13 protein-coding genes are annotated in these 15,185 nt (G+C 62.0%); 7 read left to right on the top strand and 6 right to left on the bottom strand.

Annotated elements, in window-relative coordinates; translation table 11 throughout:
* Positions 1 to 130: 130 nt before the first annotated feature.
* Positions 131 to 1,369 carry an OprD family porin gene (locus tag PM2_RS05580; protein WP_016712034.1) on the bottom strand — a complete coding sequence of 413 codons (1,239 nt, stop codon included), beginning with the start codon at positions 1,367 to 1,369 and terminating at the stop codon, positions 131 to 133.
* A 600-nt stretch (positions 1,370 to 1,969) separates the two neighbouring features.
* Between PM2_RS05580 and PM2_RS05585 the strand changes: the two genes are divergently transcribed.
* Positions 1,970 to 2,209 (top strand): type II toxin-antitoxin system RelB/DinJ family antitoxin, encoded by a 240-nt coding sequence (locus tag PM2_RS05585; RefSeq protein ID WP_028700126.1) that lies wholly within the window; start codon positions 1,970 to 1,972, stop codon positions 2,207 to 2,209.
* Positions 2,199 to 2,486, top strand: a complete 288-nt coding sequence (locus PM2_RS05590; RefSeq protein ID WP_028700127.1) for a type II toxin-antitoxin system RelE family toxin — start codon at positions 2,199 to 2,201, stop codon at positions 2,484 to 2,486. The genes PM2_RS05585 and PM2_RS05590 overlap by 11 nt, the downstream gene beginning before the upstream one ends.
* Before the next feature lie 113 nt (positions 2,487 to 2,599).
* Here PM2_RS05590 and PM2_RS05595 read toward each other — a convergent pair whose 3' ends face one another.
* The 3 genes from PM2_RS05595 to PM2_RS05600 form a co-directional block, all read right to left on the bottom strand.
* Positions 2,600 to 3,850 carry a ribonucleotide-diphosphate reductase subunit beta gene (locus tag PM2_RS05595; RefSeq protein WP_016712031.1) on the bottom strand — a complete coding sequence of 417 codons (1,251 nt, stop codon included), beginning with the start codon at positions 3,848 to 3,850 and terminating at the stop codon, positions 2,600 to 2,602.
* 446 nt (positions 3,851 to 4,296) lie between these two features.
* On the bottom strand, positions 4,297 to 4,428 hold the full coding sequence (locus tag PM2_RS31780; protein WP_016712030.1) for a hypothetical protein: 132 nt from the start codon (positions 4,426 to 4,428) through the stop codon (positions 4,297 to 4,299).
* A 139-nt stretch (positions 4,429 to 4,567) separates the two neighbouring features.
* Positions 4,568 to 7,447 (bottom strand): ribonucleoside-diphosphate reductase subunit alpha, encoded by a 2,880-nt coding sequence (locus PM2_RS05600; RefSeq protein ID WP_016712029.1) that lies wholly within the window; start codon positions 7,445 to 7,447, stop codon positions 4,568 to 4,570.
* A gap of 748 nt (positions 7,448 to 8,195) precedes the next feature.
* Here PM2_RS05600 and PM2_RS05605 point away from each other — a divergent pair.
* Together PM2_RS05605 and PM2_RS05610 are read left to right on the top strand one after the other, a co-directional pair.
* Positions 8,196 to 8,894, top strand: a complete 699-nt coding sequence (locus PM2_RS05605; protein WP_016712028.1) for a response regulator — start codon at positions 8,196 to 8,198, stop codon at positions 8,892 to 8,894.
* Positions 8,891 to 10,498 carry an ATP-binding protein gene (locus tag PM2_RS05610; RefSeq protein ID WP_028700128.1) on the top strand — a complete coding sequence of 536 codons (1,608 nt, stop codon included), beginning with the start codon at positions 8,891 to 8,893 and terminating at the stop codon, positions 10,496 to 10,498. The genes PM2_RS05605 and PM2_RS05610 overlap by 4 nt, the downstream gene beginning before the upstream one ends.
* Positions 10,499 to 10,501: 3 nt before the next feature.
* Here the strand turns inward: PM2_RS05610 and PM2_RS05615 are convergent, their stop codons facing one another.
* Together PM2_RS05615 and PM2_RS05620 are read right to left on the bottom strand one after the other, a co-directional pair.
* A complete protein-coding gene (locus PM2_RS05615; protein ID WP_019098120.1) occupies positions 10,502 to 11,203 on the bottom strand; it encodes a 4'-phosphopantetheinyl transferase family protein in 702 nt (233 codons plus the stop codon).
* A gap of 54 nt (positions 11,204 to 11,257) precedes the next feature.
* Entirely contained in the window at positions 11,258 to 12,049 is a 792-nt protein-coding gene (locus tag PM2_RS05620) for a dienelactone hydrolase family protein (protein WP_016712025.1), read from the bottom strand.
* A gap of 129 nt (positions 12,050 to 12,178) precedes the next feature.
* On the opposite strand from PM2_RS05620, the gene PM2_RS05625 reads away from it, so the two are divergent.
* From PM2_RS05625 to PM2_RS05635, 3 genes are all read left to right on the top strand, one after another.
* A complete protein-coding gene (locus tag PM2_RS05625; RefSeq protein WP_016712024.1) occupies positions 12,179 to 12,784 on the top strand; it encodes an outer membrane beta-barrel protein in 606 nt (201 codons plus the stop codon).
* Between the two features lie 88 nt (positions 12,785 to 12,872).
* Entirely contained in the window at positions 12,873 to 13,550 is a 678-nt protein-coding gene (locus PM2_RS05630) for a response regulator (RefSeq protein ID WP_016712023.1), read from the top strand.
* Complete coding sequence (locus PM2_RS05635) at positions 13,547 to 14,893, top strand: ATP-binding protein (protein ID WP_016712022.1); 1,347 nt, start codon at positions 13,547 to 13,549, stop codon at positions 14,891 to 14,893. The genes PM2_RS05630 and PM2_RS05635 overlap by 4 nt, the downstream gene beginning before the upstream one ends.
* Positions 14,894 to 15,185: the final 292 nt, after the last annotated feature.

Genomic DNA, 15,185 nt, shown 5'->3' on the forward strand with positions numbered 1-15,185 from the left:
CGTATGACTTCGGTGATTATTGGCGGTGGGTTCGGGTGTTGTCAATGAGGCCTGCGTCTCTTTTGCCGGCCTCTTCGCGGTAAACCCGCGAACACGGACGAAGCCCGTGCCATCCAGCCGCAGGTCTTGATCAGAGCAGCGATAGCGGATAGTTGAAGATCAACCGGTTCTCATCAAACTCGTTATTGCTGTAATCCCGCCGAATCGACGAGTTACGCCACTTCACACTCAAATCCTTGAACGCCCCGCTCTGAATCACATACGCCAGCTCCGTCTCGCGCACCCACTCCTTGCCATCGGTGACCGACCCGGTATGCACATCACGCCCGCTGATATACCGGTTCATCAAGGTCAACCCCGGCACCCCGACCGTGACGAAGTTGAAGTCATGCCTCACCTGCCACGAGCGCTCGTTGGCATTGTCAAAACTGGAGTTGTAGCTGTCGTTGGCCAAGGTCCCGCCGCTGGTGCCATTGACCCGCATCCAGGTATCACCATCGACTTTCTGCAGACCCACCCAGAAGGTGTTGCCGCCGTACTTGGCCGAGAACATCCCTGAATAGGTCTTGTTGTCCAGTTGTCCGGCACGTTCGGTGCCATCCTCATCGCCATGGAAGTAGCCCAGGTTGGCGCCCAGGGTCCAGTCGCCCACCGGCTGGCTGTGGCTCAGTTGCAGGTACTGCTGCTGGTACACATCCTTCAGCACCGCATTCCACAGCCCCACCAGCGTACGGTCCTGGTTGAACTTGTATTCGCCACCGACGAAGTTGAAGCGGTCCGACACGCCACCGCCGTAGCTCATGTCCTCCATGCTGGCGTCGTTGCGCGGGCTGTTGCCGCGGAACTGGCCGCCGTACAGGGTCAGCCCGGCAATCTCGTTGGAGGTGATTTGCCCGCCACGGAATGTCTGTGGCAGCGAGCGCCCGTCGTCCGAACGCAGAATCGGCAGCACCGGCATCCACTCGCCAATCTTCAGTTCGGTCTTGGAGATACGCGCCTTGCCGGCGACTGCCAAACGTCCGTAATCATCCGCCGGCTTGCCATCGTCGTGGCGCGGTAGCAACGCCGTGCCATAGGTGCCGCCGCCGCCGTCGAGCTTGACCGACCACAACCCCAGCACATCCACCCCGAACCCGACCGGCCCTTCGGTGAACCCCGAACGGGCATCGAGAATGAAGCTTTGCGTCCATTCCTCGGCCTTGCTTTGCGGGTTGCTGGGGTTGGTGAAGTTACGGTTGATGTAGAAGTTGCGCAGCCCGAGGGTGGCCTTGCTGTCTTCGACAAAACCCGCAGCCAGGCTGGTGCCCGGCAGGCCGGCGATGACCCCGGCGCCAAGCAGGGCGAAGGGCAGGGTTTGGCAGATTTTCATTATTGTTGTGCTCCCGAAGGGTGTGGCAGCCCGTCCACCGGGCACGCACAAGCGGCCTGCGGCAGGGGCGGGTAAATAACGGGCCGGTCAGGGCCAGGGGTGAATGCGCGGTAACCGGGTGCTAGGTACTGGCGGTTGTACGCAGGCAGGCCGGGGGAAGAGGGGTGTGCAACAGACGTGGGTGTCGCGGGATGGGTGTCGACATGAGTTCGTCCACTGATTGTTGTTTTTGTTATGTGTTGTCGTACAACTGTGGGCGATTATTAGCAAAGGGGAGGTGGGCTGTCAACGGCTGATGGCTGAGCAATTTAGGGGTAAGGTGGCAAAATTCTGGCTGCAGAAGCTCTACCGAGAGCCCTCTAGAGACATACTACGACTAAGGTAGTCCCTGGCACTATTCCAACAGCGGGCGCGACCCCGGCAATGGCGCAGGTGGTAGGGTTTAAGGCCCTACGCAGCCCTTCCGCGACACCGGGCCACTCCTGCAGCAATCGCGCTAGCTGCTCAGAAGTGAATTTCTGCCAACAGACAAACCGCCATTGCAGAATCCACGATATCAGTGCAATGTAATGACAAATGTCTTTACGTGAGGGCCAGGTCATGGCTTCCATCAATATCCGCGTCGACGACGATCTCAAAGCTCGCGCCTACAAAGAGCTTGAGCGTCTTGGTGTAACCCCCTCCGAACTCATGCGCCAAGCCCTGCAATATGTAGCTGAGCGGGGCAAGCTACCCTTCCGGCCGGTCCTGATGACCGAGGAAGATGAAGACCTCATTGCCACTGTACAAGAGAGGCTTGCTTCCCCGCAGCGCGTGAGGGTTCAGCTGGATGACCTATAGCCTCGACTTCGATTGCCGCGCATTGAAAGAGTGGAAGAAGCTGGGCGATACAGTGCGTGAGCAGTTCAAGAAGAAACTGACAGAGGTCTTGCTCAATCCTCGAGTCGAGGCAAACCGCCTTCACTCGCTGCCAGATTGCTACAAAATCAAGCTTCGCAGCAGTGGGTACAGGCTGGTCTATCAGGTCATTGACCAAGAGATCGTGGTTTTTGTCGTTGCTGTTGATCGCCGTGAACGGGACCAAGCTTACAAAAAGGCTGCTGAGCGGCTTGAATAGACCTCAGGGATTGGGCATTCCCTATGCTGAAATTGCAGGGCACACACCGCTCAAATGTTGGCCAATAAAAAAGGCTGCCAATCGGCAGCCTTCTCGATACTCAGCCCGGACAATCAGTCCCAGCTCAACGCCCCACCCGTCTGATACTCAATCACCCGCGTCTCAAAGAAGTTCTTCTCCTTCTTCAAGTCCATGATCTCGCTCATCCATGGGAACGGGTTGGTAGTCCCCGGATACTCTTCTTTCAAACCAATCTGGGTCAGACGACGGTTAGCAATGAACTTGAGGTAGTCCTCCATCATCGCCGCGTTCATGCCCAGTACGCCGCGTGGCATGGTGTCGCGGGCGTATTCGATCTCCAGCTGGGTCCCTTGCAGGATCATCTGGGTCGCTTCTTCCTTCATCGCCGCGTCCCACAGGTGTGGGTTCTCGATCTTGATCTGGTTGATCACGTCGATACCGAAGTTCAGGTGCATCGACTCGTCACGCAGGATGTACTGGAACTGCTCGGCAACGCCGGTCATCTTGTTGCGGCGGCCCATGGACAGGATCTGGGTGAAGCCGCAGTAGAAGAAGATGCCTTCCAGTACGCAGTAGTAGGCGATCAGGTTGCGCAGCAGCTCTTTGTCGGTTTCGACGGTGCCGGTGTTGAATTCCGGGTCGGAGATGGCGCGGGTGTACTTCAGGCCCCAGGCGGCTTTTTTCGCGACCGACGGGATCTCGTGGTACATGTTGAAGATCTCGCCTTCATCCATGCCCAGCGACTCGATGCAGTACTGGTAGGCGTGGGTGTGGATCGCCTCTTCGAAGGCCTGGCGCAGGATGTACTGGCGGCACTCCGGGTTGGTGATCAGGCGGTACACGGCCAGGGCCAGGTTGTTGGCAACCAGCGAGTCGGCGGTGGAGAAGAAGCCCAGGTTGCGCATGACGATGCGGCGCTCGTCTTCGGTCAGGCCGTCCTGGCTCTTCCACAGGGCGATGTCGGCGGTCATGTTGACCTCTTGCGGCATCCAGTGGTTGGCGCAGCCGTCCAGGTACTTCTGCCAGGCCCAGTCGTACTTGAACGGTACCAGCTGGTTCAGGTCGGCGCGGCAGTTGATCATGCGCTTTTCGTCTACCGCAACGCGGGCAGAGGAACCTTCCAGCTCGGCCAGGCCTTCGGCGATGTCGAGGGCGTCGAGGGCGGCCTTGGCACGTTTGACCGCTTCGGAGTCAGACGCGGTGGCTACACGGGCTTCCAGGGCGGCGGCACCACCGGCGCTGTCGAGCTTGTCGAGGGTGGCGGCGGCAGCGGCCTGCGCAGGGGTGTTGCCTTTGGCGGCTACTTCGCCGTCTTCCTTGTCGAATTCGTCCCAGCTCAGCATGGTGATTGGCTCCTGCTTGAGGGTCGCCCTGGGGCAACCGGTTGGATTTTAAGAATGTGATGCCTGACGCACGGCCGGTAGCGGCGAATGGACAGCTTGGAGAGGCTGACTCTCGTTAACATCTAAATGTGTTCTGGCTTGTACCTGGCCAGGCCTCGGGGAGGGGCCAGGACAATTGAATGGTGCTCTTTTCAGAGGGCGCAAAGTATACCGGAATTCACCTTCGATCGGGGCGCGTGTGTTGCCGGCGAGGGTAACTTTTTCGACCGGTTTTGCGTGCGTCCGTTCACGAAATGGCTGTGTTCGTCTACGGGGGGAGAGTGTAGCGCCAACCTATATGTTGTGCCAGTTTAAATTTGTAGGCACATCATATGGTGTTTTTTTCAAAGGGTGTGTTAGCCAAACGGGCCTCAGCGCGGGCTTGCCGGCGATGAGGCCCGGCAACATTAGCTGCGGTGGGTATGCAGCGTTTCGACAATGTGCGTCTTGGGCTGCTTGCGTGCTGCTTCGACCGAAGTGAAGCGGCCGGTTTCTGCGTTACGGCCAATCTTGCGAGTTACCACTTTTTTCCGCGCCATGGGCTTGCGTCCTTTTTAGAGAGGTCCAGTCCTTTTACCGAGCCGTATACGCAGCGGGAAAAGGGCAGGGCTTCTCAGTGACGCAGATACAAAAATGCCGCGCGGGGCACCCTTGGGCACCCCGCGCGGCATCCAGGCCTTACTGGCAGGCTTCGCAGTCAGGCTCGTCGATCGCGCAGGCCTTCGGCACTGGTGCAGGGCCGGCTGCCTGGACCGGGGCGCTGTCGCCACCGCTGGAAACGGCGTTGAGCTTGCCGGTGTTGATGGTCGACTTCTCGGTGCTGGTCGCGGCCAGGGCACGGAGGTAGTAGGTGGTTTTCAGGCCACGGTACCAGGCCATGCGGTAGGTCACGTCCAGCTTCTTGCCCGAAGCGCCAGCGATGTACAGGTTCAGCGACTGAGCCTGGTCGATCCACTTCTGGCGACGCGAGGCAGCATCGACAATCCACTTGGTTTCCACTTCGAACGCAGTGGCGTAGAGGTCTTTCAGCTCTTGCGGGATACGCTCGATCTGCTGCACCGAACCGTCGTAGTACTTCAGGTCGTTGATCATGACCGAGTCCCACAGGCCACGGGCTTTCAGGTCGCGGACCAGGTACGGGTTGATCACGGTGAACTCGCCCGACAGGTTCGATTTCACGTACAGGTTCTGGTAGGTCGGCTCGATCGACTGCGAAACGCCAGTGATGTTGGCGATGGTCGCGGTTGGCGCGATGGCCATGATGTTCGAGTTACGAATACCTTTTTGTACGCGGGCACGTACCGGAGCCCAGTCCAGGGTCTCGTTCAGGTCGACGTCGATGTACTTCTGGCCACGGGCCTCGATCAGGATCTGTTGCGAATCCAGCGGCAGGATGCCCTTGGACCACAGCGAGCCCTGGAACGTCTCGTACGCACCGCGCTCATCGGCCAGGTCGCAAGAAGCCTGGATGGCGAAGTAGCTGACCGCTTCCATCGACTTGTCGGCGAACTCGACCGCAGCATCGGAACCGTAGGCGATGTGCTGCAGGTACAGAGCGTCCTGGAAGCCCATGATGCCCAGGCCGACAGGGCGGTGCTTGAGGTTCGAGTTACGCGCTTGCGGCACCGAGTAGTAGTTGATGTCGATCACGTTGTCGAGCATGCGCACGGCGGTGTTAACGGTGCGTTGCAGCTTGGCGGTGTCCAGCTTGCCGTCGACGATGTGGTTCGGCAGGTTGATCGAGCCCAGGTTGCAGACTGCGATCTCGTCCTTGTTGGTGTTCAGGGTGATCTCGGTGCACAGGTTCGAGCTGTGGACCACGCCCACGTGCTGCTGCGGCGAACGCAGGTTGCACGGGTCCTTGAAGGTCAGCCACGGGTGGCCGGTCTCGAACAGCATCGACAGCATCTTGCGCCACAGGTCTTTGGCCTGAATGGTCTTGAACACCTTGATCTTGTTGTACTCGGTCAGGGCTTCGTAGTACTCGTAGCGCTCTTCGAAGGCCTTGCCGGTCAGGTCGTGCAGGTCTGGCACTTCCGAAGGCGAGAACAGGGTCCACTTGCCGTCATCGAAGACGCGCTTCATGAACAGGTCAGGGATCCAGTTGGCGGTGTTCATGTCGTGGGTACGACGGCGGTCATCACCGGTGTTTTTACGCAGCTCGATGAATTCTTCGATGTCCAGGTGCCAGGTTTCCAGGTAGGCACACACGGCGCCCTTGCGCTTGCCACCCTGGTTCACGGCAACGGCGGTGTCGTTGACCACTTTCAGGAACGGTACAACGCCCTGGGACTTGCCGTTGGTGCCCTTGATGTAGGAGCCCAGTGCGCGAACCGGGGTCCAGTCGTTGCCCAGGCCACCGGCGAATTTCGACAGCATGGCGTTGTCGTGGATCGCGTGGTAGATGCCCGACAGGTCGTCCGGCACGGTGGTCAGGTAGCAGCTGGACAGCTGCGGGCGCAGGGTGCCGGCGTTGAACAGGGTCGGGGTCGAGGCCATGTAGTCGAAGGACGACAACAGGTTGTAGAACTCGATCGCGCGGGCTTCCTTGTCTTTTTCTTCCAGCGCCAGGCCCATGGCCACACGCATGAAGAACACCTGCGGCAGCTCGAAGCGTACGCCATCCTTGTGGATGAAGTAGCGGTCGTACAGGGTCTGCAGGCCCAGGTAGGTGAACTGCTGGTCGCGCTCGTGGTTGATCGCCTTGCCCAGTTTTTCCAGGTCGAAGTCGGCCAGGGCAGGGTTCAGCAGCTCGAACTCGATACCTTTGGCGACATAGGCCGGCAGAGCCTTGGCGTACAGGTCGGCCATTTCGTGGTGGGTGGCGCTGTCGGCTACATTCAGGAAGCCCAGGCCTTCAGCGCGCAGGGTGTCCATCAGCAGGCGGGCGGTGACGAACGAGTAGTTCGGCTCGCGCTCTACCAGGGTACGGGCGGTCATTACCAGGGCGGTGTTGACGTCCTTGATGGCCACGCCGTCGTACAGGTTCTTCAGGGTTTCGCGCTGGATCAGGTCGCCATCGACTTCGGCCAGGCCTTCGCAGGCTTCGCTGATGATGGTGTTCAGGCGGGCCATGTCGAGCGGCGCCAGGCTGCCGTCGGCCAGGGTGATGCGGATGGACGGGTGCGGCTCGACCACGGCATCGGTGTTGGCGCGGGTGGCACGCTCTTTGGCACGCTGGTCGCGGTAGATCACGTAGTCACGGGCGACTTTCTGCTCGCCGGCGCGCATCAGGGCCAGTTCGACCTGGTCCTGGATTTCTTCGATGTGGATGGTGCCACCCGATGGCATGCGACGTTTGAACGTGGCGGTAACCTGCTCGGTCAGGCGCGCGACGGTGTCGTGGATGCGCGACGAAGCGGCAGCGGTGCCGCCTTCAACTGCGAGGAACGCCTTGGTGATGGCCACGGTGATCTTGTCGTCGGTATAAGGGACGACAGTGCCGTTGCGCTTGATCACGCGCAGTTGGCCAGGGGCGGTGGCGGCCAGATCCTGGTTGGAATCGGCAGCTTGCGGCACCTTGGCTTGCGGGTTCTCGCGAGTTGTGTCGGTTTGCATGGGTGGGTGTCTCCACAGTTTCTATAGTGTTCAGGCGCCTTTGGGGCGCCCACCGTTCCGTCCACTTGCTCGATGCCCCGGCGGGGATGCGCAATGCATGCGCATCCGCCCGCGCGGGCGTACCGACTTCGGGACAGACTCAGGAATAAGGGCAATAGCTCGCCGCTCCCTGGCCGAAGTCAAAGGTTCTGGGCTTGAGCCCAAAATCTGTTGCTGATGGGTGTCAGGCCTGGCCTGCAACACCCATACCCGAACAAGGCCCTGGAAGGGCTTGCCTCGGTCGCCTCCGCAGGAGCGGTTTGGCTGCTGAAATCACTTGAAGTTCAGCCCGGAAAATCGCTCGATTTTGCGGGTTGACTTTTGTGTGTGATTTTGCACGAACCCCAACATCTAGTGGTTCGCTGCGATCGGGATACAAGATAATGCGGTATTGGGGCCTTTGCAAGGCGAGCGCCTGTGGATAACTTGTGCGTACTTTGTGTGTGAATGGTGGGTATTCGCTGTAGGCCTTGTGCCAAGTGGTTTGCAGTATTTTTCTGCGCCTTGGTGCCCCGGGGCAGTTTTTTTCGGGCGCGAACCCTATCACAAAAAACGGTTCAGTCGAGGGGGCTGTGAGTGGCTTGGCAGTGCCGGGGGCGGGACGTAGTATCCGAGGCAGATGTTGCCTTTTGGTTAAAGGGGTATGTTGCCTGTGCCGGCCTCTTCGCGGGCACAGGCAGAAGAAAAACAACAAGCGAAGGCCTAAGCCATGGACCATCCCACCCCCCGCATCCTCATTGTCGAAGACGACCAACGCCTGGCCGAGCTCACCGCCGAGTACTTGCAGGCCAATGGCTACGAGGTCAGCGTCGAGGGCGATGGCGCCCGGGCAGCACGGCGCATCGTCGACGGCCAGCCCGACCTGGTCATCCTCGACCTGATGCTGCCCGGCGAGGACGGCCTGAGCATCTGCCGCCGTGTACGCAGCCAGTACCCGGGCCCGATCCTGATGCTCACTGCCCGCAGCGACGAACTCGACCAGGTCCAGGGCCTCGACCTGGGGGCCGACGACTACGTCTGCAAACCGGTGCGCCCACGCCTGCTGCTGGCGCGAATCCAGGCCCTGCTGCGTCGCAGCGAAACCGCGGACAACAAGCGCCAGGCGCTGGCCTTCGGCGCGCTGCGTATCGACAACCGCCTGCGCGAGGCGCGCCTGGGTGAACAGCTGGTCGACCTGACCGGCGCCGAGTTCGATTTGCTCTGGCTGCTGGCCAGCAACGCCGGCCGGGTGCTGACCCGCGAGCAGATCTTCACCGCGCTGCGCGGCGTGGGCTACGACGGCCAGGACCGTTCCATCGACATCCGCATTTCAAAAATTCGCCCCAAGATCGGCGATGATCCACTCCAGCCTCGCTTGATCAAGACCCTGCGCAGCAAGGGTTACCTGTTTGTCGGCGAGGCGCCATGAACAATTCGATCTTCCTGCGTATCTACGGCGGCATGCTGGCTGTGCTGGTGCTGGTGGCCCTGCTTGGCATACTCAGCCTGCATCTGGTCAACGAAGTGCGCGCCGCCCAGCACCGCGAAGGCCTGGCCCAGGGCACATTCAGCCTGATGGCCGACAACCTCGCACAGCAGAATGACACCGAACGCAAACGCTCGCTGCTGATCTGGGAACGCCTGCTGGGTGTGCCGCTGGCGTTGCAGCCCATGACTGCGCGCACCCTCGACGGAGGCCAGCGGGCGCGGCTGTACCGTGGCTTGGTGGTGGTCGAAAAGACTGGCCCGCATGCGGCACAAGTGCTACGCAAGGTCGGCCAAGAGGACCTGATGCTGGTCGCGCAGATCAAACAGATCAGCGAACAGCTGGCGCGGGCCACCCTGTACCTGCTGGCCGATGAGCTGGTGCGTTACCCGATCACCGAACAGCAGCAGCGGCTGGCTCAGATCAAGCAGGAAAAAGGCTTCGGCTTTGGTATCGCCCTGCAGCGCATCGAGCGGGTAAGCCTGGACGATGACCAGCGGCGCCGGGTCGAGGAGGGCGACACCGTGATGGCGCTGGGCAGGGATGGTGACTCTATCCGGGTATTTGCGGGGCTATCAGGCTCGCCCTGGGTGCTGGAAATCGGCCCGTTGTACCAGCTCAACCCGTATCCGCCGCAGTTGCTGATATTGATCGCCTTCCTTGGCCTGTGCCTGATCGGCCTGGTGGTCTACCTGCTGGTGCGCCAGCTGGAGCGCCGTGTGTCGGGCCTGGAGGTTGCCGCCACACGCATTGCCCAAGGCAGCCTGGACACCCGCGTGCCCGCCGGTGACGCCGACTCGGTCGGGCGCCTGGCCGCTGCCTTCAACGGCATGGCCGAGCACTTGCAGCGCTCGCTGACCATGCAGCGTGAGCTGGTGCGGGCGGTGTCCCACGAGCTGCGCACGCCGGTTGCGCGCCTGCGTTTTGGCCTGGAGATGATTGAAAGCGCCACCACCGAACAGGCGCGGGCCAAGCACCTGGCGGGCATGGACGGGGATATCCAGGACCTCGACAAGCTGGTTGACGAGATGCTGACCTATGCCCGCCTGGAGCAGGGCGCGCCGGCCTTGAAGTTCCAGCGGGTAGACCTGGACGCCTTGCTCGACCGCGTGATCGAAGAGCTGGCACCACTGCGTGCCGAGGTGCGGGTGGTGCGTGGCGACTGCCAGGGCGCGGATGCCGACGGCGCCTGGGTCGAGGCCGAGCCGCGTTACCTGCACCGGGCCTTGCAGAACCTGGTCGGCAATGCCATGCGCCATGCCGAGCGCGAAGTGCGCCTGAGCTACCAGCTGGGGCACCAACGCTGCCGCATTGATGTGGAAGATGACGGCCCAGGTATCCCAGAGGGCTTCTGGGACCGTATTTTCACCCCGTTCACCCGCCTCGACGACAGCCGTACACGGGCCTCGGGTGGGCATGGCCTGGGCCTGTCGATCGTGCGGCGGATCATCTACTGGCACGCAGGCCGGGCCACGGTGGGGCGCAGCGAGGCGCTGGGCGGCGCCTGCTTCAGCCTGAACTGGCCGCGCCAGCAGGCCCCTCTGTAAAGGTCAGGCGCTGACCAGGCTGAGCAGGTGGCCGTCCTGCAGGCTGAACTGGCCCTGCAGCTCTGCGCCGTGCTGCCATTGTGGCGACAGGTCGGTGAGCAGGCGCAGGCGCGCCAGGCCATCGGCGGACCATTCCAGCACTTCGGCGTGCTCGAAATAGAAGCGCTGGCGAGTGAGCGGGTAGAGGGTCTTGAACAGGCTTTCTTTCAGCGAGAAGGTCAGGGTGACCGTCAGGCCGAGCTGGCGACGGTCCAGGCGTTCCAGTTCGGACGGGGTAAGGATTTCGCCCATCAGCCGTTCGGCGCGCTCGTCATCCAGCAGGGATTCCTGATCCAGCCCCAGGCCTTGGCAACTGCCCTGGGCCGCGACCACGGCGGCGGCCCAGCCTTTGCCATGGGTGATCGAACCGAGGATACCTGCCGGCCAGATCGGTGAGCGGTCCTCGTGGGTGCCAGGAACGTAATTGCGGCCATCCAGGCGTTGCAGTGCAGCACGGGCGCATACGCGGCCGGCAAGGTACTCGGCCTGGCGCTTGGCCACCGAGCGTTGCAGGCTGGCACTGGGCACGATGCCGGCACGCTGGAAGTCATCGGCGGCCAGGAGGGCGGGGTCAAAGGCGCAACTGACCAGCAATGCGCCGGGGAGTGGGCGGGGCAAGGGCCAGTGGTGCTGGAGCGGGGCGCAACAGGCGGGGAGTGTGTTCATGGGGCATATTGTGCCTGCCCCGGCAATGGGCCGCAAAGCGGCCCCCGGCAATCTTTACTTGAACACTTTCTTGAAGAACGCCTGCATATCCGCCCAAGAGCTTTCATCCGCCGCCTTGTTATAGCCAATGTCCGGCCCGCCATGCTCGCCATGGCTCAACCGGTCGGCATCCGGGTTGGTAAACCCGTGCTTGGCGCCTTCAATACTGACGAATTCATAGTTGACCTTGGCCGCCTCCATTTCTGCCTTGAACGCATCCACCTGCTGCTGGGTGACCATGCTGTCTGCCGCCCCGTGCTCGACCAGGATATCGGCCCGCACCACGCCCGGTTTTGCCGGTGTCTGGGTGGCCAGTGCGCCATGGAAGCTCACCACGCCGTCCAGCTTCTCGCCCCGGCGCGCGGCATCGAGCACCACCTTGCCGCCGAAGCAGTAACCGACAGCGCCCAGTTGATGCTTGTTGGTATTCGGTTGCAGCTTCAACAGTTCAAGGCCGGCGTCGAAGCGTGCTGCCGCCGCTGCCGGGTCCTTCATGGCGGCAGCCATGAACGCCTGGGCGTCCTGCGGGTGTTCGGTGTGCTTACCGTCGCCATACATGTCGATGGCCAGCGCGTTGTAGCCCAATGCGGCCAGGTCGCGGGCGCGGCGCTTGGCGTAATCGTTCAGCCCCCACCATTCATGCACCACGACAATGCCGGGGCGCTTGCCCTCAATGGCGTCGTCGTAGGCGTAATAGCCGACCAGGCGGTTGCCATCGGCGTCCTGGTAAGGGATTTCACGGGTTTGTACCGCCGCTTGGGCTAAGGCGGCGCTGCACATCAGGGTCAGGGCCAGCAGGGCACGCATGGTTACTACTCCTTGTCTTGCAGACAGTTCGTTCAGCCGGTGTTCAGCCAGGGTTCAGTCGCGGTTCAGGGTGCCCTGCTTACTCTAGCTTCCAGACCGAAACAGCGCACCCAACTGGAGTATCCAGCCATGAAAACCTTCAACACCCTGCTTGCCGCCATGGCCGTCTGCGCCGCTGGCATCACCACCGCCCAGGCCGCCGACGACAACTTCGCCAGCCTGACCTACGGCCAGACCAGCGACAAGGTTCGCAAGTCCGGCCTGCTGCAGCGCAACACCGACCACCTCAACGCCGATGGCATCATCGGCAAAGACGACACCTGGGGCGTGCGTCTGGGCAAGATCAATGACCAAGGCCGTTACTACATGACCTACGACAATGTCTCGGGCGACCACAGCGGCCTCAAGCTGCGTCAGGAAAACCTGCTGGGCAGCTACGATCTGTTCCTGCCGGTGGGTGATACCACTAAGCTGTTTGGCGGTGGCAGCCTGGGCGTGACCAAGCTGACCCAGGACTCGCCAGGTGCCAGCCGCGATACCGACTACGGTTATGCCTATGGCCTGCAGGCGGGTGTGATCCAGGACATCACCGACAAAGCCTCGGTCGAACTGGGCTACCGTTACCTGCGCACCAATGCCGCGACCGAAGTGGGCGAGCGTGGCGGGCCGAAGGACGGCACCCTGCGCCTGACCAGCAGTGCGCAGACCTACCTGGCTGCAAGCTACAAGTTCTGACGGGCGAGCCGCGTTATCCTGTGCCGGCCTCTTCGCGGCTTTAGCCGCGAAGAGGCCGGCACAGGCAATATAAAACAAGGAGCTGCACATGAAACTGCTGGTGGTTGAGGACGAAGCCCTGCTTCGCCATCACCTCTACACCCGACTGGGCGAAAGCGGCCATGTGGTCGAGGCCGTCGCCGACGCCGAAGAGGCCCTGTACCAGGCCGGGCAATACCACTTTGACCTGGCCATCATCGACCTGGGCCTGCCCGGCATCAGTGGCCTGGAGCTGATCACGCGCCTGCGCAGCCAGGACAAGACCTTCCCCATCCTCATCCTCACCGCCCGTGGCAACTGGCAGGACAAGGTCGAGGGCCTGGCGGCCGGTGCAGACGACTACCTGGTCAAGCCGTTCCAGTTCGAAGAGCTGGAGGCTCGCCTGAATGCCCTGCTGCGCCGCTCCAGTGGTTTCACCCAGTCGACCATCGCCGCCGGCCCCCTGGTGCTCGACCTCAACCGCAAACAGGCCACCCTCGACGAACACCCACTGGCGCTGACGGCCTACGAGTACCGCATTCTCGAATACCTCATGCGCCATCATCAGCAGGTAGTGGCTAAGGAGCGCCTGATGGAGCAGCTGTACCCGGGGGACGAGGAGCGCGACCCCAATGTCATCGAGGTGCTGGTCGGCCGCCTGCGCCGCAAGCTTGAGGGCGAGCACGGCTTCAAACCCATCGACACCGTGCGCGGCCTGGGCTATCTGTTCACCGAGCGCTGCCGATGATCCGCTCCCTGCGGGTACGCCTGATGTTGGCCGCCGCCGTGCTGGCGCTGCTGTTCATGCTGGCGCTATTGCCGGCCTTGCAGAAAGCCTTCAGCCTGGCCCTGCAGGAGTCGATCGAGCAGCGGTTGGCCTCGGATGTGACCACACTGATTTCCGCCGCGCGCATCGAGCATGGCCAACTGCAGATGCCGACGCTGCTGCCGGACGAGCGTTACAACCTGCCGTATACCGGCCTGCTGGGCTACATCTTCGACCGCGACGGCAACCTGGTCTGGCAGTCGCGGGCCACTGCCGACCGGCACATCAATTACAGCCCGCGCTACGATGGGCGGGGTAACGAGTTTGCCCGCATTCACCAGTCCGATGGCGAAGAATTCTTCGTTTATGACGTCGAGATCAAGCTGCTGGGCGGCCAAAGCGCCGCTTACAGCATTGTCGCCCTGCAGCCGGTGAGCGAATACAAGGCCACCCTCAATGGCCTGCGAGAAAAGCTCTACCTAGGTTTTGGTGCTGCCTTGCTGGCATTGATGGTGCTGTTATGGGCGGGCTTGACCTGGGGGCTGCGCTCGTTGCGGCGGCTCAGCCACGAGCTGGATGAGGTGGAATCGGGCGCACGCGACGGCCTGAGCGGCGAGCACCCTCGCGAGTTGCTGCGCTTGACCCGTTCGCTCAACCGCCTGCTACGCAGTGAGCGCGAGCAACGCACACGCTATCGCGATTCGCTGGATGACCTGGCCCACAGCCTGAAGACGCCGCTGGCGGTGTTGCAAGGTGTGGGCGAGAGCCTGCAGCAGCGCAGCGGCGAGCGTGAGCAGGCACGGGTGCTGCAAAGCCAGATCGAGCGCATGAGCCAGCAGATCGACTACCAGCTGCAACGCGCCAGCCTGCGCAAGAGCGGCCTGGTGCGCCACAGCGTGAGGCTGCTGCCGTTGCTCGACAGTTTGTGCAGCACGCTGGCCAAGGTTTACCGGGACAAACAGGTGAACGTGGCCCTGGAGGTGCCTGATGCGGCGCAGGTGCCGATGGAGCAGGGCGCCTTGCTGGAGATGCTCGGCAACCTGCTGGAAAACGCCTACCGGCTGAGCCTGGGCCAAGTGCGGGTAAGCCTGGAGCAGGCGCCCGGGCAGTTGACCTTGTGTATCGAGGACGATGGGCCGGGGGTGCCGGCCGACCAGCGTGAGCGCATCCTGGAGCGGGGGGAGCGGCTGGACAGCCAGCACCCGGGGCAGGGTATCGGGCTGGCGGTGGTCAAGGACATTGTCGACAGCTATGACGCCGAGCTGAGCCTTGGGGATTCGCCCTTGGGCGGGGCGGCGTTCAGGATCACCTTCAACCTCGATTGATTCGCTTGCTTTGCCGGCCCTTTCGCGGGTAAACCCGCGAAGAGGCCGGCACAGGCAAACCGCATCGGGCGGATTCCCGCCATGCCCCCCTGTACAAATCCCGCCACTGGGCGGAAATCCGCCAGCCTTCCTCAGGCAAATCGCCCCGTCGTTGGGCATTTATCCCTAGCAAATACGGCCTTTGCACCCTTCATGGGCATTTTGGCACCACCCTTGCTATTGATCCCTTCAGAGGCCTGCCCAGGCAGCTCGAACACAACGACAAATCCCTCCGGGTGCAGGAGGGTTAGCG

The sequence above is a fragment of the Pseudomonas monteilii NBRC 103158 = DSM 14164 genome (assembly GCF_000730605.1).
Taxonomy (GTDB): domain Bacteria; phylum Pseudomonadota; class Gammaproteobacteria; order Pseudomonadales; family Pseudomonadaceae; genus Aquipseudomonas; species Aquipseudomonas monteilii.

What these genes read in the sequence shown, in the direction of transcription:
- PM2_RS31780 (WP_016712030.1), bottom strand. Translation starts at nt 4,428, where the DNA reads ATGGCGCGGAAAAAAGTGGTAACTCGCAAGATTGGCCGTAACGCAGAA.
- PM2_RS05625 (WP_016712024.1), top strand. Translation starts at nt 12,179, where the DNA reads ATGAAAACCTTCAACACCCTGCTTGCCGCCATGGCCGTCTGCGCCGCT.
- PM2_RS05600 (WP_016712029.1), bottom strand. Translation starts at nt 7,447, where the DNA reads ATGCAAACCGACACAACTCGCGAGAACCCGCAAGCCAAGGTGCCGCAA.
- PM2_RS05610 (WP_028700128.1), top strand. Translation starts at nt 8,891, where the DNA reads ATGAACAATTCGATCTTCCTGCGTATCTACGGCGGCATGCTGGCTGTG.
- PM2_RS05620 (WP_016712025.1), bottom strand. Translation starts at nt 12,049, where the DNA reads ATGCGTGCCCTGCTGGCCCTGACCCTGATGTGCAGCGCCGCCTTAGCC.
- PM2_RS05630 (WP_016712023.1), top strand. Translation starts at nt 12,873, where the DNA reads ATGAAACTGCTGGTGGTTGAGGACGAAGCCCTGCTTCGCCATCACCTC.
- PM2_RS05595 (WP_016712031.1), bottom strand. Translation starts at nt 3,850, where the DNA reads ATGCTGAGCTGGGACGAATTCGACAAGGAAGACGGCGAAGTAGCCGCC.
- PM2_RS05585 (WP_028700126.1), top strand. Translation starts at nt 1,970, where the DNA reads ATGGCTTCCATCAATATCCGCGTCGACGACGATCTCAAAGCTCGCGCC.
- PM2_RS05605 (WP_016712028.1), top strand. Translation starts at nt 8,196, where the DNA reads ATGGACCATCCCACCCCCCGCATCCTCATTGTCGAAGACGACCAACGC.
- PM2_RS05635 (WP_016712022.1), top strand. Translation starts at nt 13,547, where the DNA reads ATGATCCGCTCCCTGCGGGTACGCCTGATGTTGGCCGCCGCCGTGCTG.
- PM2_RS05580 (WP_016712034.1), bottom strand. Translation starts at nt 1,369, where the DNA reads ATGAAAATCTGCCAAACCCTGCCCTTCGCCCTGCTTGGCGCCGGGGTC.
- PM2_RS05615 (WP_019098120.1), bottom strand. Translation starts at nt 11,203, where the DNA reads ATGAACACACTCCCCGCCTGTTGCGCCCCGCTCCAGCACCACTGGCCC.
- PM2_RS05590 (WP_028700127.1), top strand. Translation starts at nt 2,199, where the DNA reads ATGACCTATAGCCTCGACTTCGATTGCCGCGCATTGAAAGAGTGGAAG.